Origin of the sequence: Bacillus sp. SORGH_AS_0510 (assembly GCF_030818775.1) — a bacterium.
Taxonomy (GTDB): Bacteria; Bacillota; Bacilli; order Bacillales; family Cytobacillaceae; genus Neobacillus.
The window spans coordinates 56,194-81,916 of the sequence record NZ_JAUTAU010000001.1 but is presented as its reverse complement, the minus strand read 5'-3'; the positions used below and the strand labels follow the sequence as shown (position 1 = coordinate 81,916).

The 25,723-nt window shown below is 43.0% G+C and carries 21 protein-coding genes and 2 rRNA genes; 17 read left to right on the top strand and 6 right to left on the bottom strand.

Annotation, left to right across the window (positions count from 1 at the left end; genetic code table 11):
• Window positions 1-222 precede the first annotated feature (222 nt).
• The 10 genes from QE429_RS00465 (at window position 223) to nhaC (ending at window position 9,984) form a co-directional block, all read left to right on the top strand.
• The gene (locus QE429_RS00465; RefSeq protein ID WP_307282745.1) at window positions 223-2,139 is read left to right on the top strand and encodes an outer membrane protein assembly factor BamB family protein; all 1,917 of its coding nucleotides are present in this window, start codon (window positions 223-225) and stop codon (window positions 2,137-2,139) included.
• Window positions 2,140-2,181: 42 nt separating this feature from the next.
• Window positions 2,182-2,646: a hypothetical protein gene (locus tag QE429_RS00460; RefSeq protein ID WP_307282743.1), complete on the top strand. Its 465-nt coding sequence runs from the start codon at window positions 2,182-2,184 to the stop codon at window positions 2,644-2,646.
• 262 nt (window positions 2,647-2,908) lie between these two features.
• Window positions 2,909-2,983: a pyrroloquinoline quinone precursor peptide PqqA gene (pqqA, locus tag QE429_RS24400; protein ID WP_373463227.1), complete on the top strand. Its 75-nt coding sequence runs from the start codon at window positions 2,909-2,911 to the stop codon at window positions 2,981-2,983.
• Between the two features lie 56 nt (window positions 2,984-3,039).
• Window positions 3,040-3,288 (top strand): hypothetical protein, encoded by a 249-nt coding sequence (locus QE429_RS00455; RefSeq protein ID WP_307282741.1) that lies wholly within the window; start codon window positions 3,040-3,042, stop codon window positions 3,286-3,288.
• Window positions 3,270-4,202, top strand: coding sequence for a pyrroloquinoline quinone biosynthesis protein PqqB (gene pqqB / locus QE429_RS00450; RefSeq protein WP_307290693.1), 933 nt, complete (start codon window positions 3,270-3,272; stop codon window positions 4,200-4,202). The genes QE429_RS00455 and pqqB overlap by 19 nt, the downstream gene beginning before the upstream one ends.
• Window positions 4,202-4,942 carry a pyrroloquinoline-quinone synthase PqqC gene (gene pqqC / locus QE429_RS00445; RefSeq protein ID WP_307282739.1) on the top strand — a complete coding sequence of 247 codons (741 nt, stop codon included), beginning with the start codon at window positions 4,202-4,204 and terminating at the stop codon, window positions 4,940-4,942. The genes pqqB and pqqC overlap by 1 nt, the downstream gene beginning before the upstream one ends.
• A gap of 21 nt (window positions 4,943-4,963) precedes the next feature.
• A complete protein-coding gene (pqqD, locus tag QE429_RS00440; protein ID WP_307290692.1) occupies window positions 4,964-5,302 on the top strand; it encodes a pyrroloquinoline quinone biosynthesis peptide chaperone PqqD in 339 nt (112 codons plus the stop codon).
• Window positions 5,283-6,425: a pyrroloquinoline quinone biosynthesis protein PqqE gene (pqqE, locus tag QE429_RS00435; protein WP_307282737.1), complete on the top strand. Its 1,143-nt coding sequence runs from the start codon at window positions 5,283-5,285 to the stop codon at window positions 6,423-6,425. The genes pqqD and pqqE overlap by 20 nt, the downstream gene beginning before the upstream one ends.
• 336 nt (window positions 6,426-6,761) lie before the next feature.
• On the top strand, window positions 6,762-8,006 hold the full coding sequence (locus QE429_RS00430; RefSeq protein ID WP_307282735.1) for an MFS transporter: 1,245 nt from the start codon (window positions 6,762-6,764) through the stop codon (window positions 8,004-8,006).
• Between the two features lie 547 nt (window positions 8,007-8,553).
• Entirely contained in the window at window positions 8,554-9,984 is a 1,431-nt protein-coding gene (gene nhaC / locus QE429_RS00425) for a Na+/H+ antiporter NhaC (protein ID WP_373463167.1), read from the top strand.
• 42 nt (window positions 9,985-10,026) lie between these two features.
• On the opposite strand, the gene QE429_RS00420 is transcribed toward nhaC, so the two are convergent.
• The 4 genes from QE429_RS00420 to QE429_RS00405 form a co-directional block, all read right to left on the bottom strand.
• Window positions 10,027-11,088, bottom strand: a complete 1,062-nt coding sequence (locus QE429_RS00420; RefSeq protein ID WP_307282733.1) for a Ger(x)C family spore germination protein — start codon at window positions 11,086-11,088, stop codon at window positions 10,027-10,029.
• On the bottom strand, window positions 11,085-12,173 hold the full coding sequence (locus QE429_RS00415) for a GerAB/ArcD/ProY family transporter (protein WP_307282731.1): 1,089 nt from the start codon (window positions 12,171-12,173) through the stop codon (window positions 11,085-11,087). The genes QE429_RS00420 and QE429_RS00415 overlap by 4 nt, the downstream gene beginning before the upstream one ends.
• Before the next feature lie 16 nt (window positions 12,174-12,189).
• Window positions 12,190-13,677 carry a spore germination protein gene (locus QE429_RS00410; protein ID WP_307282729.1) on the bottom strand — a complete coding sequence of 496 codons (1,488 nt, stop codon included), beginning with the start codon at window positions 13,675-13,677 and terminating at the stop codon, window positions 12,190-12,192.
• Between the two features lie 133 nt (window positions 13,678-13,810).
• The gene (locus QE429_RS00405; protein ID WP_307282727.1) at window positions 13,811-15,193 is read right to left on the bottom strand and encodes an N-acetylmuramoyl-L-alanine amidase; all 1,383 of its coding nucleotides are present in this window, start codon (window positions 15,191-15,193) and stop codon (window positions 13,811-13,813) included.
• A 159-nt stretch (window positions 15,194-15,352) separates the two neighbouring features.
• On the opposite strand from QE429_RS00405, the gene QE429_RS00400 reads away from it, so the two are divergent.
• From QE429_RS00400 to QE429_RS00390, 3 genes are all read left to right on the top strand, one after another.
• Window positions 15,353-15,796 carry a YbaK family protein gene (locus tag QE429_RS00400; protein ID WP_307282725.1) on the top strand — a complete coding sequence of 148 codons (444 nt, stop codon included), beginning with the start codon at window positions 15,353-15,355 and terminating at the stop codon, window positions 15,794-15,796.
• 167 nt (window positions 15,797-15,963) lie between these two features.
• Entirely contained in the window at window positions 15,964-16,689 is a 726-nt protein-coding gene (gene cwlD / locus QE429_RS00395) for an N-acetylmuramoyl-L-alanine amidase CwlD (RefSeq protein ID WP_307282723.1), read from the top strand.
• A gap of 321 nt (window positions 16,690-17,010) precedes the next feature.
• On the top strand, window positions 17,011-18,063 hold the full coding sequence (locus QE429_RS00390) for an Mrp/NBP35 family ATP-binding protein (RefSeq protein ID WP_307282720.1): 1,053 nt from the start codon (window positions 17,011-17,013) through the stop codon (window positions 18,061-18,063).
• Between the two features lie 42 nt (window positions 18,064-18,105).
• Here QE429_RS00390 and gerD read toward each other — a convergent pair whose 3' ends face one another.
• Complete coding sequence (gerD, locus tag QE429_RS00385; protein WP_307282716.1) at window positions 18,106-18,741, bottom strand: spore germination lipoprotein GerD; 636 nt, start codon at window positions 18,739-18,741, stop codon at window positions 18,106-18,108.
• 150 nt (window positions 18,742-18,891) lie between these two features.
• Here gerD and QE429_RS00380 point away from each other — a divergent pair, with 150 nt between their 5' ends.
• Entirely contained in the window at window positions 18,892-19,569 is a 678-nt protein-coding gene (locus QE429_RS00380; RefSeq protein WP_307282713.1) for a KinB-signaling pathway activation protein, read from the top strand.
• 19 nt (window positions 19,570-19,588) lie between these two features.
• On the opposite strand, the gene pdaB is transcribed toward QE429_RS00380, so the two are convergent.
• The gene (gene pdaB / locus QE429_RS00375) at window positions 19,589-20,341 is read right to left on the bottom strand and encodes a polysaccharide deacetylase family sporulation protein PdaB (RefSeq protein ID WP_307282710.1); all 753 of its coding nucleotides are present in this window, start codon (window positions 20,339-20,341) and stop codon (window positions 19,589-19,591) included.
• 138 nt (window positions 20,342-20,479) lie between these two features.
• On the opposite strand from pdaB, the gene QE429_RS00370 reads away from it, so the two are divergent.
• The 3 genes from QE429_RS00370 to QE429_RS00360 all read left to right on the top strand — a co-directional run bounded on the left by QE429_RS00370 (window position 20,480) and on the right by QE429_RS00360 (window position 25,645).
• Complete coding sequence (locus QE429_RS00370) at window positions 20,480-20,710, top strand: hypothetical protein (RefSeq protein WP_307282708.1); 231 nt, start codon at window positions 20,480-20,482, stop codon at window positions 20,708-20,710.
• Window positions 20,711-20,971: 261 nt separating this feature from the next.
• A 16S ribosomal RNA gene (locus QE429_RS00365) occupies window positions 20,972-22,509 on the top strand.
• 200 nt (window positions 22,510-22,709) lie between these two features.
• Window positions 22,710-25,645, top strand: a 23S ribosomal RNA gene (locus QE429_RS00360).
• The 16S and 23S rRNA genes sit together here, the layout of an rRNA operon.
• Window positions 25,646-25,723 lie beyond the last annotated feature (78 nt).

Below are 25,723 nucleotides of genomic sequence, written 5' to 3'. Positions count from 1 at the left end.
GTTGATTGAAGCGTCTGGAGCGGAAATCAACAGACAAGTTTAACAAAGCCTCAAACAAAAGGGAAGGAAGGGTTAGTCATAAATTGCATAATTTATAATGTTTTAGGTAAATATACCATTGTTCTTATAAAAGTAAGATTGTCTTAAGGAGGAAATAACAAAGCAGAATAGTAGTTATCAGAATTCACCAATTATACTTCATAATGTAAGGAGGCTATTTTCGTGAGGCAACTTTTAAAAGCAACAGGTTCGGTTTTGCTTGCCAGTATTATCATTGTTGGCTGTCAAACGAACAATAACCAGAACAATGCAAAAAACGAAAAAAACAAGAAATCAGACCAGGTAAATGAGACAGGATTCCCAAATTGGGGGTATGACCTTCAACATACCCGACATGTGCCCTATAAACAGATTACAAAAGATAATGTAAAAAAAATGGGGATTGCATGGCAGCAGGATATCTTAGATTGGAATAAGGATGTTCCAAATTTACAAGAAGATTTCCCTGTCGTTCATGACGGGGTCATGTATGTGACTAGTGCGAAAAATCATGTGTTTGCCATCGACGCGGCAAGTGGGAAGAAGCTTTGGGCATGGACACCACCCAAGGAAGTACTTGATCATATTAATGGTTTGCCATGGCAGTCCAATGTGGCAAGTAGGGGCGTCGCAGTAGTCAATGGGAATGTATTTGTCTTGATGATAGATAATCGGTTGGCTAAACTTGATGCGAAGAACGGAAAACTGTTAAAAATGGTTAACTTTTGGGATCATGAACCTACTATTAAATTAGAAAACAGATACTATGAATCATCAGCTCCGATGTATTATGATGGCAACGTTTACGTTGGAAGCAGCGGCGGTGATAATGGTACACGAGGTTTTGTTTGGGCGTTTAAAGCAGACACCTTGGAACCGCTATGGAAAGAGCCGTTTTGGACAGTTCCTAAAAGAGGAACTGGCTGGGCGAAGGGTAAATATACGGGCGGAGGATCCGTATGGACACCGATGTCGTTTGACCCAGAAACTGATATGATGTATTTTGCAGTAGGGAATCCTGCTCCGGACTTTTACGATGCAGATAGAAAAGGAAAAAATCCATATACCGATTCTATTGTTGCTTTAGATAGTAAAACAGGGGAATTTAAGTGGTCTTCCAATCAAGTTGAACATGATATATGGGATTATGATGCTGCAGCAACACCGATGATTCTAAATGCAAAGGTTGACGGGAAAAAGCAAAAGGTTGTGGTTGAAGGCGGTAAGAATGGAAAGTGGTATGCGTGGGATGCAAAAACGGGGAAAACCATTTATGATGGGGTACCTTTTGTAAAAATTCAACACTCGGACGTACCAAGCGATGAGAGTAAAGCTGTACTTCAATGGCCAGGGACTCCAGGTGGAGAAAGCTATGCTCCACAGACATATGACCCTGACACCAACTATGTGCTTATTCCAGGTATTAATAGTCCTAATTTAATGGTAGCCGCTAAAGATGCAGAAGAGATTGCAAAAGATAATAATACCTTCCCAGGAACAAAGATTCTTCCTTTACCAAAGGATGTTGATGTTTCTGGTACCATTACAGCAATTGATATGAATACAGGGAAAAAAGTATATCAAAATGAAACGGACGATCCGATGTATGGAGGATTCACAAGTACTGCTGCCGGTCTTGCTTTCTACGGGGAATTGGATGGAAACGTAAATGCTCTTGATATTAAAACAGGTAAAGTATTATGGAAAATGCAAAGTGGAGGAAAACAAATCAAAATGGCTCCTTCCATATATACCGTTGACGGCCATGAATATGTTGCAGTCATTACTGGTGGTACGAAGGTTGTTGTTTATGGTCTCGGAGGCAAGTTGAAACCTGGAGCTATAAATAAAAATGCAAAATTACAAGGGCAAGCAGACGTTGTTATCGATCCGGAAAAGGTTTACAAAAGAAGTTGTATTTCCTGTCACGGGGATAATCTTCAAGGCGCAACAGCTCCAAATCTTCAACACATAGGTAAAACTATGTCTAAAGAGGACATATTGAATCAAATTCTTAATGGTGGCGACCGTATGCCAGCAGGCTTGGCTAAAGGTGCAGAGGCTGAAGCACTAGCGGATTGGCTATCCAAAAAGAAATGATTTTTACTTTAGATATACATGAAAAATAAGGATGGTGGTAAAATGAGAAAATTACCGATTTATACCGTGCGATTCATTGGTGCCGCCTTATGTATTTCCTTACTCTTTGGATTTGCCTACCCAAAATCGACCAATGCTCAATCAAGTAATGGCTTAGGTTCATCCGAGAGTAACGGAATCAGGTTAACCATCAATGACTATTCGATCATAAACCACGGCCAAGACATTCAGCTGCATTATACGATAACCTCAAATTCAAATATACAAGTTAGTCCGAATACCAAAAGTTTGATTGGAAACCCGTATATTTGGATTGGGAATACGTTAGTTCGTGAGGAATCGGAATCGTTTAAGAAAATAAGTAATAATGAGTATAAAGGAACGATAATAGCACAGATGCACCATTACAGATCAGATAATTCCGAATTGTCATTTCACACACATGGAATAATGAATCAAAAGGGACAATGGACAGTTAATTTTATGTTAAAAAGTAGTCAGTACTGAAGTAAAGGTGAAAAACAATGGCAGTCCCAGAAGAAGTAATTTAAAAGAACAAAGGCAACCTGAGTTTACGGACTCAGGTTGTTTTTTTTTGTGAGGTAAATTTGCAGCATTTTGCAAAATACGGGCTTACTATTGGACAACTTCATGTTGAAATTTTAGTTATTTTGGAGTTTCCGCCAACATATGATTGTTTTGAAAGGTAAATCAGACACTCCTTTAATAAATAATTATTATTGAAAGTGTTTTGAAAGGGGGGGATCACATGTGGATAAAGCCTGAGTATGAAATAATCAACACTTCTAGCGAGGTGACGATGTATTCCTACATCGGCAAGTAGCGCATACTGCTTGCCTCTTGTTTATGATTTTATCCAAAACATGGAGGGGGTGCCAAATGAATCGTTACTTAAAATCAGTGATGGGTTTGATGATCGGGGGTGCAACAGCAGGTGGCTGGCTGCTTGTCGATCTTCTGCTTCCTGATCCAATAGGGGATTATTTGTTATTTATCCTGATGGCTGTGGTGAATATGGCGATAGGGTGGCAGGTTGGAAGGTTATTAGGAAAACCACGGAAGATTGAAAAAAAACATTGCCCGACTCTCCGGGAAAGGAATGAAACCAAATTAAAATTAGAGTATTAGGAGCGGCGGCCGGAGGAGGCTTTCCGCAGTGGAACTGTGCCTGTCCAAACTGTAGGGCAGTCCGCTCAGGAAATCCTTCACTCAGGCCGTTATTACAATCTTCGCTTGCGGTAACTGCCAATGAAAAGGACTGGTACCTCATCAATGCAGGACCGGATATTCTCAGGCAAATTGAATTGTTTGCTTCACTAAATGCAGGTCCAGGCATAAGAGAGACCCCTCTTGCCGGTGTTTTTTTAACCGATGCAGAGCTCGACCATACGATCGGCCTATTGTCACTGCGGGAGGGCTCCAGTATGACGATTTATGGGACCAAGATGGTACGAAGCTGCTTGCAATCCGCTTTTCCGGTGTTTCCAATGCTAAAGAACTATTGTTCATGGAAATGGCAGTCTCTAGATCCAGGAATTCGACAAAGGGTGGGACCCTTACGTGAAGGAGCAGAAGGAGCCATCATCGTTGAGGCGGTTCCCGTTTCAAAAAAACCGCCGCTCTATGCCAAGTCGACCCAGGAGCTGGACTGTCAAGAAGATATTTGGGAGGTTGGACTGGTTCTTCATAATGAAGATTCGGGCAGGTGTCTTGCTTTCTTCCCTACATTAGAAAAGATTACTCCGGCTATAGAAGATTGTTTAAAGAAAGCCGATATCCTGATGGTAGATGGAACCTTTTGGTCGGAAGATGAATTAACCGTGATGGGGGCAGCAACTCGTAACGCAAGCAGCATGGGCCACTTACCGATTAGCGGACCATCTGGCACCTTAGAGTTATTGGCCTCTTTCCCGGCAGAGAGAAAAATTCTAATCCACATTAATAACAGCAACCCTATTTTGAAAAAGGACTCAATGGAGAGGTATACATTGGAGCGGCTTGGTATTGAAGTTGCCTATGATGGCATGGAATTGGAGGTGTGATGATGCTGGAGCAAAGAGGGTTCGTAAGCCGAGGTATAAAAAGGGAAGAGCTTTGGTCGGCGGATGAATTTACGGGGCAGTTAAGGAATGTAGGGCGTTCTTCCTATCATGACAAACATCCATTTCATATAGCAATGCACCAAGGAAACTTAAGCAAAGAGCAGATCCGCGGCTGGGTGGCCAACCGATACTACTACCAGAAATCAGTCCCAATTAAAGATGCAGCCATCCTGTCCAATCTGCCATCAAGGGAACTGAGGCGAGAGTGGATTGGCCGTATTCTTGATCATGACGGAAGGCCTGGAGAAGATGGTGGTATTGAAGCATGGCTGCGGTTGGGAGAATCGGTAGGATTGTCTCGGGAAGAAGTCATACAAGAGGAGCATGTTGTCCCAGGCGTTCGATTTGCTGTGGATGCCTATGTGAACTTCGCCCGGACAAAACCGTGGATTGAAGCTGTTGCCTCAAGCTTGACGGAATTGTTTTCACCTGACCTTATCTCAAAAAGGATAAAAGTTTTTGAGCAGCTGTATCCTTGGATTGACCGTTCAGGGCTTGATTATTTCCAAAGTCGCTTGACTCAGGCACCTTGTGATTCGGATGTGGCCCTCAGACTTGTTTTAACCCAATGTCGAACACCGGAAGCACAGCAGCGGGCTGTCAACGCATTAAGGTTCAAATGTGATGTATTATGGGCACAGCTTGATGCTATCGAAAAGGCCTATCCCTCTAAAGCGTGAATTAGGAAGAATAAATGATTGGTGGTGGAGTCTATTTTTGTAGCTGGCAGTCTTCCAAAACTCGCTGCAAAGGCGCGATTAAAATTCGATAAGGTGAGAGAAAAACATCTCCTTTTGCTACCGGAAAAGGTTGTAGTCCTAAACGAAACTGCAGCATCGATCCTTCGTTTATGTGACGGGAACCGGCCCATAAACACCATCACTGAATACATCAGTACTTCTCTAATGGCAGGCTCAGAAACAAGGAGTTCAGATGCATTGCCCGATTTGAAAACAATGGAGGCAGACATTTTCGAATTTTTACAGGAGATGGCGGATCAGGGATGGGTGGTGATTCAGCATGAAAAAGAAGAGCCATAGTGCGGTTCACCCCCCTTATTCGCTGCTTGCTGAGTTAACCCATCGCTGCCCTTTGAATTGTCCGTATTGTTCAAACCCTATTGAACTGGCTAAGGAAGCCATGGAACTATCAACGGAGGAATGGAGCCGGGTCTTGTCCGAGGCCGCCGAGTTGGGAGTAGTAGAAGTACATTTTTCTGGTGGCGAACCGCTTTTCCGGGATGATTTGGAATCTCTTATCAGCCACGCTACTGCATTAGAGATGTATGTCAATCTCATTACGAGCGGCATTGGCTTAACAACGGAAAAAGCGATTCGGCTTAAGGAAGCCGGTTTAGCAAATGTGCAGGTGAGCTTTCAAGCGGCAGAAGCAAAGCTTTCCGATCTTATCGGCGGATACAAAGCCTTTGAGAAAAAGCGGGAAGCGGTCACTGCTGTAAAACAGGCAGAATTGCATTTGTCATTAAATGTGGTGTTACACCGAATGAATATTGATCAGGTGGAGGAGATCATTCAGCTTGCGGAAGAAATGGGAGCCGAGCGATTGGAGCTGGCGAACACCCAGTATTATAACTGGGCCCTGCTGAATCGGGAGAAACTGCTACCAAGCAGGGAACAGATTGAGCGTGCAAGTGCAGTCTATGAAGCCGCAAAAGCAAGACTTAAGCAGAAAATGGAAATTATTTGGGTTATTCCTGATTATTATGCATCTGCACCTAAGCCTTGCATGGGGGGATGGGGAGCTATTGGTCTCACGATAGCGCCGAATGGAATTGCCCTTCCGTGTCCAACCGCCGGGATGATAAAAGGGTTATCTTTTGAAGATGCCCGTAAGTCATCGCTAGGATATATTTGGTATGAATCAGAATCTTTTAACCGTTTTCGCGGGGAAGAATGGATGCCCAAAGCTTGTCTCACCTGTGATTTGAGGCACCAGGATGGTGGAGGGTGTCGCTGTCAGGCCTTTGCCTTAACGGGAGATGAATATGCGATAGACCCAGTCTGCCAATGGGCACCAGAACATCATTTAATTGAAAAGGCTGTACAGGATGCCAACAGCAAACCGGTTAATTCATCTGCACCCCTAATCTATCGGAGGTATTCTCAGGAACGATCTGCAATAAAACGGTTATTAAAAAAATAGCTATTGCCAAAGTGGTGCTAAAGGGGACACGTACATACCCTTTAGCACTTTTTTTTGACTATGGTCAACTTTAAGTCCCTTACACTAGTTTCCGTGATGGGGGAAATATTCGGGCTAAGGGAACTAGTCCGCTTTACCTGCCCTATCGAACCCTTTCCTCTCCAGTCTTTAAGATTATCCCTCCATTTACTATAAATCTCATGTAAACGCGATATGCCACGGAAACTTTGTTTATGCCTATGAATAAATGAAATTGAGAATTGGCACCCTGTTAAGTAGAAACTTGGTAACTGTAACCAAAATCTTACCGATAAAAATGAAAAGGTAGGGATCAAAATGAAGTTTACAGGAATTAGTCAAATTCATTCGGTGGTCAAGCGGCTCATGCTGGTAAATTTTATTCGCAGTATTGGACAAGGCTTGATGGTAGTGGAATTGGCTTTGTATCTCGATGCGTTGGGATGGAGCACGGCAGCGATTGGCAGTGTGCTAGCTGCAGGAGGATTGCTCGGTGTTGTCCTTGCACCCGTTATAGGAGTTTATAGTGACAGACTTGGCAGAAGACCGTTTGTCCTTATTTCTGAACTAGTTACCGCTGGATGTGCACTGGTCGGGGTATTAACCACTAACCCAATTTTCTTGTCTATTGCGATTACACTTTCCGGATTTGGAAAAGCAGACGCGGGTTCCCCTAGTCCATGTGCCCCTGCAGAGCAGGCCTGGATGGCATCCTATGTCCCAACAGCAGAACGCGGAAGAGTATACAGTTTGAATAATGCTCTCAGTTTTTTCGGAATGGGGGTGGGAGCAGTACTAGCGGGGGCTGCATCCTTTTTGAATACTGGAGGATCTCCTTATCGCCTTCTATTCTGCTATATTCTCGGTGCATCGTTGATCACAGCCTCCATCCTTTTTACTATTCCAGGAGGAGAAGCCGAAAACCGCCTAGGAAACAAAAAAGAGGGAGGGAGGATTGAAGAAAAGAAAATCTTGCATGAAGAAAATGCAGCGGTATTGAAGCTTGCAGCTATTAACATACTGAATGGGATTGCTATAGGGCTGACCGGGCCGATGATGTCCTATTGGTTTTCGGCTAAATTTGGGGCAAGCCATGCACAAATTGGCAGCACATTGGCTATTACTTTCTTCATGACCGGAGTTACCTCCATTTTACAAGCAAGATTATCTCATAAACATGGGACAATACGCTCTATTGTTTTCCTCCGTTTTATCGGAAGTCTGCTTTTGATTTTGATGCCTTTACTATCATCATACGCACTCGTTTCCGTCATTTATATGCTTCGAACGTCTTTAAATCGAGGTACGCAGGGGGCACAGCAGGCGCTGAGTGTGAGTTTAACACGTAACCAGCGGAGCGGCTTTGCATCAAGCATTAATCTTTTTTCAATGAGGCTGCCTACCTCCATTGGACCGTATATTACAGGCTATCTTTTTGGATTGGGTTCCCTATCCCTGCCTTTTTACATAGCCTCATGTCTACAACTCAGTTTTACTTATTTATACGGCAGACTTTTTTCTTCTTACGATATTCGCATGAAATCACATGCTTCATCGGGCTGAGAGTCTTAGGTTAAAGAATTACAAAGACTCTCAACCATTTTGGTTGGGGGGTCTTTTTTATACGTTAAAAGTATTTATGATATTCAACTAGAGAATTGTCCAGCTCCAGCGCCTAGCCCCTCGGGTCAAATAACCTTCGGCAATAAAAGTCAAAAGGCGGACTTTTCTTGCCGAAGAACATTTGCCTGTCGGGGCTGACCGAGGCGCCTCCGCTTTTCTTTTAAAAAAACTTTTGACAAATGGAGAATGGCGTTGTATATTATTTACGCACACACTTTAACGCTTAAAAGCGTTTTAGCGAAAAAGTAAATAATGCAGCCTGCAGTTTTAGTAGAATTATCAGTAGCAGCAAGTAGAGACCAGATGGAAGGTGAAAATCTGGGCGCTGACATTTTGAAATACAGCTGTTCTATACGGGCATATTTTTTAAGAGGGTAAGGAATTAATCATGAACCTTGCCAATTAGGGTGGTAACGCGGAGTCCTTTCGTCCCTAGACGAAGGGGCTTTTTTGCGTTTATTTATATCTTTTTATAGGAGGAAGTATGATGGAACAGGAACAAAAAGCACTATCAATTAAACCAGCAGAAGCCACTATCGTTTTAGCGGCATTAATGGGGCTGGTCGGTTATCTTATCATCGGTCTTCAGGTAATTCCACACGTTGCGATTATTTCAGGCATAGCCCTTTTACTCGGATATGGTGTCATCAAAAGAGTAAGCTTTAAAGAGTTGGAAGATTCCATGGTCTCCGGTGCTAAATCAGGTATAGCTGCGGTGATGATTTTCTTTTTTATCGGAATGTTAATTAGCAGCTGGATGGCCAGCGGCACCATTCCAACATTTATTTATCTAGCGCTTGATTTGGTTTCAGGAAAGTTTTACTATGCGATTGTTTTTGTTGTAACAGCTATCATCGGGCTAAGCATTGGGAGCTCTCTAACAACGGCTGCAACAGTGGGTGTGGCATTTGTATCTGCCAGTACAGCGTTAGGGATTTCTCCTGTGATTACGGCGGGGGCAGTTGTTTCAGGTGCGTTCTTTGGTGATAAAATGTCACCTTTATCGGATACAACGAACCTTGCTTCGAGTGTGGCAGGAGCGGATTTATTTGAACATATTAAAAATATGGCTTGGACTACAATTCCAGCTTTCATCCTCTCCTTTGTGGTTTACCTACTTCTGTCTCCTGCGGAAACAGAACAGAGTATGAAACAAATGCTACTTGTAAAAGAGGGTTTACTAAAAATGAACCTCGTACACTGGTACTCATTACTTCCATTTGTAATACTCACGGTTTTGGCCGCTAAAAAGGTACCTGCTATTGCGACTCTTTCTTGTGGAGTTATCTCTGCTATTATCATCACCATCTGGATAAATGGTGGGTTAGACAGTAAAGGATTGTTGGATCTCCTATATTCCGGATTCAAATCTGAAAGTGGGATAAAGGAAGTTGACTCAATGCTGACTAGAGGCGGAATGGAAAGCATGATGTTTAGTATTTCAGTGATACTCCTTGCACTAAGCATGGGCGGTCTTCTTTTCAGATTGGGAATTATCCCTGCCGTATTATCAATGCTTCAATCCATTTTAAGCCGAGTATCCCTATTAATTAGTGCAACAGCTGGAATGGCCATCGCAGTTAATTTTATTCTTGGTGAACAATATTTATCGATCCTATTACCCGGCAATGCATTTAAAGACCATTTTAAGAAAGCGGGCTTAAAACCTAAGCATCTTTCTCGCGTATTAGAAGATGCAGGGACAGTTGTTAATCCGCTAGTACCATGGAGTGTGTGTGGTGTATTTTTGACGTCAGTACTAGGAGTACCTGTAATAGAATATTTCCCATTTGCATTATTCTGCCTCTTTTCACCTTTGTTAACTGTTTTTTATGGTTTTACGGGGATTACTCTCCCAAAGCAAACAAAAATCGAAAAGTTGCAATCTGTACGAAGCATGACTCAGGTTTCAAAATAAACATAAAAGACTCCCGCCCATTCAGGCTAGGAGTCTTAGTTTTTATTCAATAACCCCTGACTCTACAATGCTTACCCGTGCATGGATATTTACCTTTAAATATTGATAATCCGTATTCCACTTATTAAAATTAAAATGCCTTGTTCTGCTTTTGATAAAATGACCGTATCCGATGGGGTCAATTTGTTTTTGCTGAAACTGTTTTGTAAGTTTCATGCATTCTTTTTCAATATCCTTTTCAAGTTTTTGTTCAATCTTCCTTAAGTCTTTTGATGTGACACTCACGCCGGTGTATTCGTTTAACATTGCTTTCACATTAATATATACGTTTACCGCATTAGGATTGGTCGCTGACAGTTTCATTTTGAATTTTGAGCGAATACTTTCAATGGATGCGATTTGTTTTTCGACATTTACTTTTAAGGTTCCCTCGCTATAGTTGTCCACAAGAAGCTTAAAATAAAACATCTCTGAGGCTGGTATGGAATCCACTACCTTGCCATATCGAAAAAAACTGATTCCGCTAATTTCAATTTGATCTTTATTTAATCTGCGTATCTGAGGCAGATAAGGGGATTTGCCCTTTTGGTGAAAATCAAATAAAAAACGTTGTAAATTTGTTTTTGGTAAATCTTTTGTCTGCATATTATGACGAATCAGATTGGTTAAATAGACTGAATTTCCTCTCTTTCCATATGAGCCTTCTATCACTTTCTTTGCTTCACCTTCAGTAACACCAAGATAAATGCCGGCACCTATGCTGGGGTCCCGTTGGAAGGAATCGATGAGAGCAAGAATTCCCCTTTCTTTTGCAAGCTTTTCTCCGAAAAGAACCACTTTCAGAGCGCCTGTTACAAGAGGATCTGAAGATTGACGTTGAATGTCTCGTAGAAAGTCTCTGCTTAGACTTGAAGAGGCACTGAAGGTTTTATTTTCTACTGACTTATCAGGTAAGTAAACAGGGATTAGAGCTGTGCCACGTATCTGATTATCAATATAATCATAGGCACTTCCAGTTTCTAAATTCACATCATCCAAAATTTCCTTCCGAACACACCCAGTAAGACTAAGCGTTACGATAAAAAAGGTAAGGAACCTTCTCACTTTTTCTTCACCTTCTTCACAATTAACACAAGAACAAAGAGCAGGGGAATATAACCATAATTAAGAAAAAAGGAAATTTTACCTGTATAATCGATCAAGGTATTGATCTGCTCACGTGTCTTGAAAAAGTTAATCAGGGTTAACGTCATCATCGCTAATAGAAAAACCCCGTATTTTTGTTTCATGTGGGTTACTCTTTTAACAATGCGGCTGCCGCACCATAGGGCAATGCAGAAGTTAGGCAGAATGATAATATTCCAGTTAGCGATGCCGATATATTCAAATCGTTCAACAAATGGCATTTCGACTACTTTCCACATGGTCAAGGTGGCCCAAATATTCTTCTGTAGCTGTCCCTCGGAAAAATAAACAAACGTTACTACCGTTAAAAGGGTATAAAGAATGGTGGTATATAGTACGCCTAGATGTGCCCATTTTTTTGATTTTTGTGGATCCTTAATATACGGATAGAAAAATAAAAGCACCTCATAGCCAAGATAGGTAAATGACATCTGATAGGCTGCCTTTAGCATATCCATGACGGAATGGTCAAATAGCGGCAACAAATTTTTCGCATCGGCATATGGAATCGTAAATAAAAAAGTTAAGATTAGATAAGCAGGGAGTACCACGCCAAAGAAGGCCACTCCTGTTACCGTTCTAAATCCCCCGAAGACAATATAAATGCCCAATAAACAAAAGCCCAGAGAAAACCAAAAGGTGCCCATATCCTGGAACATCCATACTTGGATGACTTCAATAAAGGTCCTAAGAAGGGTCAAACAAACCATTACAAAATATAGTATGAATGGCAATGTTAGGAGTTTTCCGATTTTATTTCCGAATATATAGGAATGGGCAGTGACCATATCTCCGTCAACGGTTTCAAGGATTTTGAACATCATCCATATGATGATATGAATACTCAAACCAGCGATGATGACGGAAATCCATGCATCATATCCTGCTGTCATTGCGATAATTCTTTGAAATCCCAGGACCCCGACCCCAAATTGCATCGCATGGATTAGAAAGAATACTAAAAAAGGCGATATTTTTGCTTTTTCCGGCACTAACTGTTCCATAGCGCTCCTCCACATTCTATTCGTCAATATCTCCTTTTTTCACCTTTTTACTAGGAGTAAAACGAATAGGGTTTTGAGTCCTTAATGTTTGCGGCCTTAAGGATTGTTTTGAAAAGGGAAGTCTAATCAAAGAATCTTTCAGGTCCGTCAATCTCGGTGGATAGATTGGTTCCAAGAATGGTCTATTAAGGGACGTTAGGCGAATTAGGTGTGCCATTAATAGACAAAAACAAAAAACGATTCCAAGTAGGCCCCATAGCTCAGCGAAAAACAAAAAGGGAAAGCGAAGTAAACGAATCGCGTTACCCATCTTATATACAGGCGTAGTAAAAGACGCCAGTGCTGCTAGTGCCACGATAATTAAAAGAACATTACTAGTTAAACCTGCTTCAACGGAAGCAGTTCCGATAACGATCCCTCCCACGATACCGATTGTCTGACCGACCTTGGTGGGAAGGCGTGCTCCGGCCTCGCGGAGCAGCTCAATGGTTAGCTCTAGAAAGAGGGCTTCCAAGATGGGGGGAAGCGGTATTTCACGGCGAGACGTCACTAATGTATTCATTAAGTCCTTTGGAATGAGCTCGTAATGATAGGACAAGGTCGCTACATATACGGGTGTAATTAAAATGGAGAATGCAACAGCAAACAGCCGGATTAACCGGAAGAAAGAAGATAACATCCAATTTAAAAAATAATCCTCAAACGAGCCAAAAAATTCAACCAGTGTTGTTGGCGTAATCAGTACATGCGGAGACCCATCAACAAATATGGCGATTTTCCCCTCTGCCAAGATCGCTGTTACCCTGTCTGGCCTTTCCGTATCAAGCAATTGGGGAAAGGGGGAATTTTTGTTATCTGAGATTAATTGAACAATATATGAGCTATCGGTGATTGCATCAAAGTCAACGTTTTTCAAACGGTTCATAACCTCTTGAACATTAGCTGGATCGACAATTCCATCTAAGTACATGACGGCAATTTTCGTTTTAGAGATCGAGCCCAGCGTTAATTCTTCATAGATTAGCTCCTTAACAGATAATCGTTTACGAATGAGGTTGATATTTTGCTGAAGAGATTCGACAAATGCTTCCTTCGGACCAATAACACTAAACTCAACCTCAGGCTGTGTAATTCCGCGTACGATTTCCTTTTGGGCTGCAATAAAGGCAAATTGATCAGGATCTGAATCAAGGGTTAAGAGCACATAACCATTGAATAACTTCTGTTCGATTTGACTTTCGTCACTGCAAATCTGTATGTCCGCAATAGGGACAATTTTTTTTATTTCATCAATTTTTACAAATGGCTTTTCTAATAATGACGGTAGTGCATTTTCTTCTAAAATACTTTCGTCAACTAGAGTTGACATAAAGGAAAAATAAAACCGGTTATTGGTTGGCTGATTTATATAATGAACTCTTGTAAAATCACTTGAACGTTGGAGGTATTGCTCTAATTCCTCTCGTTGGTTTTTTTGGGCTTTTCTTTTAGTAAACCAATTCATGCTAACATTTCACCGCCGTTTTTTTACATATAGAAATAGTATTTCCTTTAGTGGAAGGATTATGTAATGGATGGAATGGAGCAATGGAATAAGAAAAAGGCAGACCCCTTAATTAGGAGTCTGCCTCCGTTGTTCATTTGTTGATTTCATTCAGGATTGTATCTAAATTTTGTTTGGCGAATGCTACCATTTTTCCATATAGACTTAAAATGGATTGTCCGTAGGTTGTGCCAGGAACGGCCCATTTCCCATTTAAAGCAATCCAAGTTGGAGCAGATCCGCGCTTAACTAGATTAAAACGGGGGTCGACGAGCGGGTATTGCGTAGGCAGAGCTTGAGTCGAAGCGTAAGCAAAAAGGTGCTGAAGATGTGCAAGCACGCCCTCTTTCGGTGTAGCAAAACGGGCGCCGGGATTATCAGGTCCTGTTGTACCAATGCCTGCAAAGTTATTTTGCTCCGGCTTTACGATTCCGGTAAAGCGGAAATAGTTTGTTTCGTGTAGTGCCTGGACAAACGCAATGTCTCCGCGAATTCCATAATACTCTCCAAGTGTCAAATAGTACTGGCCAAGTTCAATAGCACTTGGATTCATGATTTTTACAAACAGATTCATGTGTTCGGGGGACAAATAGGTTGGTCCAAAAATGGAATAGCCGGTAGGAGTTGGTTCTGGTGAAGGAGTGGGTGAGGTAAGAGTTAGATTTGGATTCGTTCCTTCAGCCAAAATGAAGGCATCTGTTATTCCAATCGCTTGGATTTCCTTCAGACGAACTTTTGCATTCGGTCGATTTGAAAAAGCACCTGCTTGCACTCTATACCACATCTCACCAGAGATAATTGTCGAGACAATAAACGCTTCTATACCCTTTAATTGGAGGAATACTACTCGGCTGTCTGCATTTTCCTGTTGTTTAAATGAACCTGCAATGACTTTGTACATGATTCCGGATGGATCTGATGGTTGTGTTTTGGGCTTTAAATTAAACGCTTTTGCAAGTCCATTCGCATGCCCTTGTGCAGCCTTTTGTCGCCATGAAACTTGTTTCATTAAAGCCGCATCATGTGACTGATCAATAAAGCCATTTTCAGATAACATGGCTGGCATGTTTGATTCACGTAGAACATGAAAATTAGCTTTCTTCTTCCCTCGGTCCACTAATTGATTAAGTTTGATTACTTCTACATGGATGATATCGCGGTATTTCGCAGTCGTTGAAGAATCAGACAGGCCATTGTAAATATAATCTTCATATCCTTGGGCTGTGCCATTAAAGGCATTGATATGAATAGCCAAATAAAAATCAGCACCCCACGCATTTGCTTCATTTGTCCGCTGGCTTAAGCTTTTTGTTAGGTCACTCGTACGACTCATTTTGATTTCAATATTCTCATAATCACTTGTTAGGATTGTCCTAATTTGAAGCGCAATATCTAGTGTCACATCTTTTTCTTTTAGTCCATTCCCTTGGGCACCGGGGTCATTTCCACCATGACCTGGATCTAAGTAGAGTTTCATGTCATTCTCCTCAATTTTAAAAATGGTCTTATATATATATTGTATGATTAATGAGGGTATTCGTTTGGATGCCTGTTCACACTCTAAAAAATTGGAAAAAGTGTCTTTGCATTTCTTATGAACGAGGGATAAAGAATAGTTCTAAGAGGTGAATACGAAGTGACAGTAATAACTACCTTTAAAGAAAAACGACGTGAGAAACAGATCAAATATGAACGTTCCGTACTTCGGGACTTATCCATTAATACGCTAAAAGAGAGAGTAAAACAATATTTTGGTTCCACAAAAATTGCGTCTAGTTTTGTTATGAATACAGGTATTGAGGAAGCTTGTTATGACGTTGCCTTAGAGGCCTTCTTATTAGGGGCTAAATTCAGTAAGTTTGGCTATCATGGTGAAGATCTAGAAGCGGTTCGTCTACGGTGTTATAAGCAAGAAAAACATCTTATTGATACGTTATATAATTTTTTACTCTACTGGGGTAATGGTGAGGAAGGCACTATGAGTGAATCCCTTTATTATCTTTGTGAGCAATATATCCATGTTTGGTGGAGAGAAGGCTTTGAAAAAGGCCAAAGACGTCACAAACTCCGCCTGCATTAGAAAGGGAAGCGGAGGTGCTGATAGAGGTGCTTCCGCATTTCTTCATGGCTAGCTCCAGCGCCTAGCCCCTCGGGGCTGAACGAGGCGCTTCTGCATTTCAATGTTCTAAATTTCCCCCTTGTCCCATATAGTTTATTGAACAGGGACAGGCGGGAAGGATGATAGGGGTGTCAAAGCGGAGAGTAAAAATAATCAGTTTTATTGCAGGGTTGGTTGTTTTATTTCTCATCCTACAACATGACTTTATCGAGAATGATTCGTGGAATACATGGAATCTTCCGTTGTCAGGTAAAATCATTTTGTTGGATGCGGGTCACGGGGGCCCAGATGGCGGAGCAGGAACAGGGAAAACCCTTGAAAAGGACATTGCATTAGATATCACCTTAAAAGTAAGGGATTATCTTCAACAGCAAGGAGCTCTTGTCATCATGACAAGGGAAACCGATACGGATTTGGCCGATCCAGACACAAGAGGATATAGTAGAAGAAAAGTGGAAGACTTGAAAAAAAGATTAAAAATGATAAATGGCACAGATAACGACCTTTTTATTAGCATTCACTTAAATGCGATACCATCTTCTAGATGGAGCGGAGCACAAACCTTCTTTGCCCCACACCATCAGGAAAACGCGAGAGCAGCAAAGTTCATTCAAGAAGAGCTGCGTAAAAATTTAGAAAATACAACAAGAAAAGCAAAGCCATTAAATCAAGTGTTCATCTTAAAACATGCTAAAAAGCCAGGAGCCCTTGTTGAAGTTGGCTTTCTTTCTAATCCAGGAGAAAAGGCGATGCTAAAAAAAGATACGTATCAAGAAAAAGTAGCCATTTCCATTTATAAAGGAATAATGCGTTACTTTACAAATGAAAAGGAAATTATAGAAAAAGAAGAGTAAGAAGAGATGGTGGATGATTCCATCTCTTTTTTGTTAGTTAAAGAACATTGTTAATTTTTATCCCCTGTTGATTGGAGCGGAAGGCACGAAGGCTCCTGTGGGAGTAAGGTTCAGGGGAGACCCCGCAGGCGCGTTTCTCCGAGGAGGCTCGCCGAAACACCCACGAATCGCTCGTGCCTGAAGCGGAAATCAACAGACAAGTTTAACAAAGCCTTTTTATTATATTTTATTAGGAGTAACGTGTGATTCATTTAACTGTATTACCTAGCGATTATGGTATACTAAGAGATGGAAACGAATTCATAAGGTGAGGTGCTTTTCATGTTAACAGAGGGTAAGATCCTAGAGGTTCTTGGTAGCCTTAAAGAGCCATTTTTACATAAAACATTAGCAGAATTACATGCAATCGAAGAAGTAAAAATCAAAGAAGAGAAAAATCACGTTAGCGTGAAAATAGCTATCGCAAGAACAGGCACGGCTGAACAGCTGCAACTGCAGACACAAATCGTCAACCTTTTAAAAGAAGCAGGTGCTGCGACTGTAGGGATCCGTTTTAGTGAGCTCCCTGAAGAAGTGTTGGCAGCCAATCGTCAGGCTGAACCAGAAAAGGACAAGAACCTGCTTAATTCCAATAGCACGACGTTTATCGCTATCGCCAGCGGTAAAGGGGGCGTAGGGAAATCGACGGTTTCTGTAAACTTAGCGGTAGCATTAGCACGTCTAGGCAAAAAAGTGGGCCTTATCGATGCGGATATTTATGGATTTAGTGTGCCTGATATGATGGGAATCACAAAAAGACCGGTTGTCAGAGGAGAGAAAATTATCCCTGTAGAACGCTTTGGTGTTCAGGTTATTTCAATGGGCTTCTTCGTTGAAGATAATGCCCCAATTATTTGGCGTGGTCCAATGTTAGGAAAAATGTTAAATAGTTTCTTTAATGAAGTTGAATGGGGAGAAATTGATTATCTACTTTTAGATTTACCACCAGGAACAGGGGATGTAGCATTGGATGTTCATACGATGCTTCCTGCTTGTAAAGAGATTATCGTTACTACTCCACATCCAACAGCTGCCTTTGTTGCAGCGCGTGCGGGAGCTATGGCAATCCGTACCGAGCATGAGGTATTGGGTGTTATCGAAAATATGGCTTATTTCGAAAGCAAGCTAACAGGTGAAAAGGAATATGTGTTCGGAAAGGGCGGCGGAGACAAATTAGCCGACGAATTGAATACAGAAGTCCTTGGAAGACTGCCATTAAGTCAGCCGGACTGGAATGATGCAGACTTCGCTCCATCTATCTACCAAGAGGATCATCAGATCGGAAAAATTTATTTAGAAATTGCTGAAAAAGTAACCAGCTTACTTAAGAAATAAAAAGAAGCCTCTTCGTTTTAAACGAAGAGGCTTTTGCTTGTTTTACTGTCCACCGCTGCCTCCACCTTGCCCACCTCCGGAGCCTTGTTCGCCGCTAGATTGGCCTCCGCCTTGCTTCGAGCTCGATTTTCCTTGTGTTTCTTCTGCTGCTTTTAGGAGCAGTTCCTGCATCTTTGCTTTAAACAACGGGCTTTCGATTGTCTCAGAGATGACTGACTGAAGGTGTGCACGGTATTCCTTGCTCTTCAATGCATCTGCCATTTCTTTTTGAATTTCCGGCTCCTTGAAAACCTGAATCATCATACCGCGATATTCCGGATCGTTCATCAATTCTTTTAGCAGCTTTTCGTTTTCGCTTCTCATATTCTTGGCAACGCCCTTTGCGAATTTAGGATCACTGAAGGTCTTTTTCCAAAACTCTGTTGCCTTATCCGAGGTAAGTGTTTGTTCAATGGTATCAGAGACCACCTTTTGGTCCATTACCAGCTTTTCTTTCATTTTATCATCAGCCATTACATCTTGAATTGCCTTCTTACCATCATCTGTTTTTAAAATATCCACAACCATTTTTTTCGTTTGTTCGTAATCAACTTGCCCTCCGCTACTTGCTTCACCAGAAGAACAGCTTGTTAGCAACAACGTGATGGGTAGGAGGAGCAACATATTTTTTATATTCATTTTCAAGCTCCTTTCACATATGAATCCTTAATTTTAGAATGAATAAAAAGGGGACGGATTATTCGTATGTAAATGAAATTATGGATTTTTCAAATTTTGCTTGGTACAATCAGTATGGTGTTCATTATTTGGTATATGGAGGTTTATAGTGTGACTAGCCGTAATTGGGTAAGACTTTTTATGACCACATTATTAATAGGCGGGATCACAACGGCCATTGTGGGTTTCATTGTTCGCTGGAACGAATTTCAGCCTTATTTTGTCGAATTTAGAATAATTGATATTTTATCTACGTTAGTATGGTTAATTGTTATGGGCTTCCTTTTTAGTGTTATTAGTCAAATGGGCTTTTTTGCTTATTTAACGGTTCACCGTTTTGGTTTAGGAATATTTAAATCCGCTTCTCTCTGGAACGCGGTACAAATGGTTCTCATTCTTTTTGCTCTTTTTGATTTGGTCTATTTACGATACGAGAACTTTGCTGAAAAAGGGGAATCTATTTTATCCTATCTTGGACTTGCTATTCTCCTTCTTGTTATAAGTCTAATCGTTGCATGGTATAAAACAAAGCAGACAAATCGAGAGGCATTTATCCCTGCCCTATTCTTTATGATTGTCGTAACACTGGTGGAATGGGTTCCTGTGCTTCGCGTGAACGAAAGAAGCTGGCTTTATCTCATGATGTTTGCCTTAATCGCTTGTAATGCCTATCAGTTGTTAATTCTTCATAAATTAAATACACAATCAGCACAAGAACGTCAAAGGCGTGTACAAACCGTTCGTCCTAATGAGAAAAATAAAAGTAAAAAAGTAAAACCGTCCAATTAGTGGACGGTTTTTTTGCTAATCATCTGATCTCTTTTGAATGTGCATCCCCGTTAGCGATCATTTCTGTAACAGAGACAACCTTCAGTCCTTTTTGACGGATATCTGCTAGAATGAGCGGCAATGCTTTTGCTGTTTGTTTTGCAGAGTCTGATGCATGAAGTAGAACGATATCGCCTTTTTTCGCTTTTTTTGTATTATCGACAATAGCGGCTATACCTGGATTTTGCCAATCCTTAGAATCGATGCTCCAATGAACGACCGTATAGCCATATCTCTTGGCGATTTTTAAGGTGCGTTCATCAAAATGGCCAGTTGGTGCACGGAGCAATTTGATATCTTTCACATTTAATTTAGTGAAGACTTCTTGTGCTTTAGAAATATCTTTAGCGATCTTCACATCTTCTAAGTCAGTGTAGTCTTCATAATTGTAACCAAGAATACCGATTTCATATCCTTCCTTTACAATACGACTAACAAGATCAGGGTGTCGCTCTGCCCATGAACCTGCTAAGAAAAAGGTAGCTGATTTCACATTTTCTTTTTTTAAAGTGTCTAAAATGGGTTCAGCCTTTTCGTCCCCCCAGCCAATATTAAAGGTTAGAGCAAGATCCCTTTCCCCACGATAGACTGCTTTTGGACCGTCTTTCGTAGAAAAGACAGGAATTTGTGCGTGGTTTTCCATATACAGGAACCACGCGGTAAAGAATGCAGCAATCAAAACCAATGAAACACTTTTTAATGATTTTCCATTCAATACAAAGAAGAAATTCATCATACCCCACCTCGTCCAATACCATCCTTGTCTCAACCTATGCTTGTTTTTTTAAAAATATGATTAAAAAATAAGATTATAAAATCTCAGAATTTGGAAATGACTACTATAACTAGATAATTTGCTGGAGGTTATTCAATGTTTGGACTTCTGATTAATGAAAAAGAAGTAAAAGAAATGGAATACCTTATTAAAAGAGAGATGGATGAAATCTTATTTGATTTAAAAGATGAGAGAATTGATCATATAGTAAAAAGAGCAATGGAAGAAAGATATAAAGTATTATTCACCTTGTTTAGAAGGTTCGCTTCTCCACATGAATGCTTGAAGTATATGAGAAGGGGAAGGAAAGATAGAAAAAAAGGATAACGAATATTTTTTTATAAAAATATCGTTGACATATGAAACTGAAGTTGGTATATTAATAAACGTCGCTGCTGACATAAAAACAACTTAACAAAAGAAAAAAAGTTGTTGACACTATGTTGGACAGATGATATATTAATAAAGTCGCTTTTGGGCGACGTTGAGATTGTTCTTTGAAAACTAAACAAACAAAAACGTCAACAAACAATAACATTTAACTTCTTAAATGAAGTTAGCCAACGTAACAAAATGAGCTAATCAACTTTCTTGGAGAGTTTGATCCTGGCTCAGGACGAACGCTGGCGGCGTGCCTAATACATGCAAGTCGAGCGAACCACTTCGGTGGTTAGCGGCGGACGGGTGAGTAACACGTGGGCAACCTGCCTGTAAGACTGGGATAACACCGGGAAACCGGTGCTAATACCGGATAATCCTTTTCCTCACATGAGGGAAAGCTGAAAGTCGGTTTCGGCTGACACTTACAGATGGGCCCGCGGCGCATTAGCTAGTTGGTGAGGTAACGGCTCACCAAGGCGACGATGCGTAGCCGACCTGAGAGGGTGATCGGCCACACTGGGACTGAGACACGGCCCAGACTCCTACGGGAGGCAGCAGTAGGGAATCTTCCACAATGGACGAAAGTCTGATGGAGCAACGCCGCGTGAGCGATGAAGGCCTTCGGGTCGTAAAGCTCTGTTGTTAGGGAAGAACAAGTACCGGAGTAACTGCCGGTACCTTGACGGTACCTAACCAGAAAGCCACGGCTAACTACGTGCCAGCAGCCGCGGTAATACGTAGGTGGCAAGCGTTGTCCGGAATTATTGGGCGTAAAGCGCGCGCAGGCGGTCCTTTAAGTCTGATGTGAAAGCCCACGGCTCAACCGTGGAGGGTCATTGGAAACTGGGGGACTTGAGTGCAGAAGAGGAAAGCGGAATTCCACGTGTAGCGGTGAAATGCGTAGAGATGTGGAGGAACACCAGTGGCGAAGGCGGCTTTCTGGTCTGTAACTGACGCTGAGGCGCGAAAGCGTGGGGAGCAAACAGGATTAGATACCCTGGTAGTCCACGCCGTAAACGATGAGTGCTAAGTGTTAGGGGGTTTCCGCCCCTTAGTGCTGCAGCTAACGCATTAAGCACTCCGCCTGGGGAGTACGGCCGCAAGGCTGAAACTCAAAGGAATTGACGGGGGCCCGCACAAGCGGTGGAGCATGTGGTTTAATTCGAAGCAACGCGAAGAACCTTACCAGGTCTTGACATCCTCTGACACTCCTAGAGATAGGACTTTCCCCTTCGGGGGACAGAGTGACAGGTGGTGCATGGTTGTCGTCAGCTCGTGTCGTGAGATGTTGGGTTAAGTCCCGCAACGAGCGCAACCCTTGATCTTAGTTGCCAGCATTCAGTTGGGCACTCTAAGGTGACTGCCGGTGACAAACCGGAGGAAGGTGGGGATGACGTCAAATCATCATGCCCCTTATGACCTGGGCTACACACGTGCTACAATGGATGGTACAAAGGGCTGCAAGACCGCGAGGTTTAGCCAATCCCATAAAACCATTCTCAGTTCGGATTGTAGGCTGCAACTCGCCTACATGAAGCCGGAATCGCTAGTAATCGCGGATCAGCATGCCGCGGTGAATACGTTCCCGGGCCTTGTACACACCGCCCGTCACACCACGAGAGTTTGTAACACCCGAAGTCGGTGGGGTAACCGTAAGGAGCCAGCCGCCTAAGGTGGGACAGATGATTGGGGTGAAGTCGTAACAAGGTAGCCGTATCGGAAGGTGCGGCTGGATCACCTCCTTTCTAAGGATATAAGCTGGACCTATGAGCCAGACAAAACATGTTTGTTTGATTGTTTTCTGTTTGTTTAGTTTTGAGAGTGCAATTTCTCTCAGAACTTCGTTCTTTGAAAACTAGATAATCGTAAAGAAGAAAGTCAAGAAACATCGAGTAATCGCCATTTTAGTTTTCTCTCTATTATATATAGAGTAATAAACCTTTTAGGTTAAGTTAGAAAGGGCGCACGGTGAATGCCTTGGCACTAGGAGCCGATGAAGGACGGGACTAACACCGATATGCTTTGGGGAGCTGTAAGTAAGCTTTGATCCAGAGATTTCCGAATGGGGAAACCCACTGTTCGTAATGGAACAGTATCTTTACCTGAATACATAGGGTATTGAAGGCATACCCGGGGAACTGAAACATCTAAGTACCCGGAGGAAGAGAAAGCAAACGCGATTCCCTGAGTAGCGGCGAGCGAAATGGGACATAGCCCAAACCAAGAGGCTTGCCTCTTGGGGTTGTAGGACACTCTATATGGAGTTACAAAGGAACGGGGTAGATGAAGCGGCCTGGAAAGGCCCGTCAGAGAAGGTAAAAACCCTGTAGTCGAAACTTCGTTCCCTCTTGAGTGGATCCTGAGTACGGCCGGACACGTGAAATCCGGTCGGAAGCAGGGAGGACCATCTCCCAAGGCTAAATACTCCCTAGTGACCGATAGTGAACCAGTACCGTGAGGGAAAGGTGAAAAGCACCCCGGAAGGGGAGTGAAATAGTTCCTGAAACCGTGTGCCTACAAGTAGTTAGAGCCCGTTAATGGGTGATAGCGTGCCTTTTGTAGAATGAACCGGCGAGTTACGATCCCATGCAAGGTTAAGTTGAAGAGACGGAGCCGCAGCGAAAGCGAGTCTGAATAGGGCGAATGAGTATGTGGTCGTAGACCCGAAACCAGGTGATCTACCCATGTCCAGGGTGAAGTCCAGGTAACACTGGATGGAGGCCCGAACCCACGCACGTTGAAAAGTGCGGGGATGAGGTGTGGGTAGCGGAGAAATTCCAATCGAACTTGGAGATAGCTGGTTCTCTCCGAAATAGCTTTAGGGCTAGCCTCACGTTGTTAGAGTCTTGGAGGTAGAGCACTGTTTGGACTAGGGGCCCTCATCGGGTTACCGAATTCAGACAAACTCCGAATGCCAAAGACTTATCCGTGGGAGTCAGACTGCGAGTGATAAGATCCGTAGTCAAAAGGGAAACAGCCCAGACCACCAGCTAAGGTCCCAAAGTTTACGTTAAGTGGAAAAGGATGTGGAGTTGCTTAGACAACCAGGATGTTGGCTTAGAAGCAGCCACCATTTAAAGAGTGCGTAATAGCTCACTGGTCGAGTGACTCTGCGCCGAAAATGTACCGGGGCTAAACGTAACACCGAAGCTGTGGATTGACATCGTAGATGTCAGTGGTAGGAGAGCGTTCTAAGGGCGTTGAAGCTAGACCGTAAGGACTGGTGGAGCGCTTAGAAGTGAGAATGCCGGTATGAGTAGCGAAAGATGAGTGAGAATCTCATCCACCGTATGCCTAAGGTTTCCTGAGGAAGGCTCGTCCGCTCAGGGTTAGTCGGGACCTAAGCCGAGGCCGAAAGGCGTAGGCGATGGACAACAGGTTGATATTCCTGTACCACCTCTTTATCGTTTGAGTGATGGGGGGACGCAGGAGGATAGGGTAAGCGCGCTGTTGGATATGCGCGTCTAAGCAGTTAGGCTGGAAAGTAGGAAAATCCGCTTTCCGTAAAGGCTGAGCTGTGATAGCGAGGGAAATTTAGTACCGAAGTTCCTGATTCCACACTGCCAAGAAAAGCCTCTAGCGAGATAAAAGGTGCCCGTACCGCAAACCGACACAGGTAGGCGAGGAGAGAATCCTAAGGTGAGCGAGAGAACTCTCGTTAAGGAACTCGGCAAAATGACCCCGTAACTTCGGGAGAAGGGGTGCTTTTTGAGGTGAATAGCCTCGAAGAGCCGCAGTGAATAGGCCCAGGCGACTGTTTAGCAAAAACACAGGTCTCTGCGAAGCCGCAAGGCGAAGTATAGGGGCTGACGCCTGCCCGGTGCTGGAAGGTTAAGAGGAGGGGTTAGCGCAAGCGAAGCTCTGAATCGAAGCCCCAGTAAACGGCGGCCGTAACTATAACGGTCCTAAGGTAGCGAAATTCCTTGTCGGGTAAGTTCCGACCCGCACGAAAGGCGTAACGATCTGGGCACTGTCTCAACGAGAGACTCGGTGAAATTATAGTACCTGTGAAGATGCAGGTTACCCGCGACAGGACGGAAAGACCCCGTGGAGCTTTACTGTAGCCTGATATTGAATTTTGGTACAGCTTGTACAGGATAGGTAGGAGCCGTAGAAGCCGGAGCGCTAGCTTCGGTGGAGGCGTCGGTGGGATACTACCCTGGCTGTATTGAAATTCTAACCCGCACCCCTTATCGGGGTGGGAGACAGTGTCAGGTGGGCAGTTTGACTGGGGCGGTCGCCTCCTAAAGAGTAACGGAGGCGCCCAAAGGTTCCCTCAGAATGGTTGGAAATCATTCGTAGAGTGTAAAGGCACAAGGGAGCTTGACTGCGAGACCTACAAGTCGAGCAGGGACGAAAGTCGGGCTTAGTGATCCGGTGGTTCCGCATGGAAGGGCCATCGCTCAACGGATAAAAGCTACCCCGGGGATAACAGGCTTATCTCCCCCAAGAGTCCACATCGACGGGGAGGTTTGGCACCTCGATGTCGGCTCATCGCATCCTGGGGCTGTAGTCGGTCCCAAGGGTTGGGCTGTTCGCCCATTAAAGCGGTACGCGAGCTGGGTTCAGAACGTCGTGAGACAGTTCGGTCCCTATCCGTCGTGGGCGTAGGAAATTTGAGAGGAGCTGTCCTTAGTACGAGAGGACCGGGATGGACGCACCGCTGGTGTACCAGTTGTCTTGCCAAAGGCATCGCTGGGTAGCTATGTGCGGACGGGATAAGTGCTGAAAGCATCTAAGCATGAAGCCCCCCTCAAGATGAGATTTCCCATAGCGTCAAGCTAGTAAGAACCCTGAAAGATGATCAGGTTGATAGGTCAGAGGTGGAAGCGTGGTAACATGTGGAGCTGACTGATACTAATCGTTCGAGGACTTAACCAAGTTTTTAGCGAACTCAAATGTTTATTGAATTTTCTTCTACATTATCTAGTTTTGAGGGAATGAAAAAATATATTTTCC

Coding starts and splice junctions, on each gene's coding strand:
- QE429_RS00415 (WP_307282731.1), bottom strand. CDS start 12,173: ATGGAACAGTTAGTGCCGGAAAAAGCAAAAATATCGCCTTTTTTAGTA.
- QE429_RS00460 (WP_307282743.1), top strand. CDS start 2,182: ATGAGAAAATTACCGATTTATACCGTGCGATTCATTGGTGCCGCCTTA.
- pqqE (WP_307282737.1), top strand. CDS start 5,283: ATGAAAAAGAAGAGCCATAGTGCGGTTCACCCCCCTTATTCGCTGCTT.
- QE429_RS00370 (WP_307282708.1), top strand. CDS start 20,480: ATGTTTGGACTTCTGATTAATGAAAAAGAAGTAAAAGAAATGGAATAC.
- pdaB (WP_307282710.1), bottom strand. CDS start 20,341: ATGAATTTCTTCTTTGTATTGAATGGAAAATCATTAAAAAGTGTTTCA.
- QE429_RS00405 (WP_307282727.1), bottom strand. CDS start 15,193: ATGAAACTCTACTTAGATCCAGGTCATGGTGGAAATGACCCCGGTGCC.
- pqqC (WP_307282739.1), top strand. CDS start 4,202: ATGATGCTGGAGCAAAGAGGGTTCGTAAGCCGAGGTATAAAAAGGGAA.
- QE429_RS00410 (WP_307282729.1), bottom strand. CDS start 13,677: ATGAATTGGTTTACTAAAAGAAAAGCCCAAAAAAACCAACGAGAGGAA.
- nhaC (WP_373463167.1), top strand. CDS start 8,554: ATGGAACAGGAACAAAAAGCACTATCAATTAAACCAGCAGAAGCCACT.
- gerD (WP_307282716.1), bottom strand. CDS start 18,741: ATGAATATAAAAAATATGTTGCTCCTCCTACCCATCACGTTGTTGCTA.
- QE429_RS00430 (WP_307282735.1), top strand. CDS start 6,762: ATGAAGTTTACAGGAATTAGTCAAATTCATTCGGTGGTCAAGCGGCTC.
- QE429_RS00455 (WP_307282741.1), top strand. CDS start 3,040: ATGAATCGTTACTTAAAATCAGTGATGGGTTTGATGATCGGGGGTGCA.
- QE429_RS00390 (WP_307282720.1), top strand. CDS start 17,011: ATGTTAACAGAGGGTAAGATCCTAGAGGTTCTTGGTAGCCTTAAAGAG.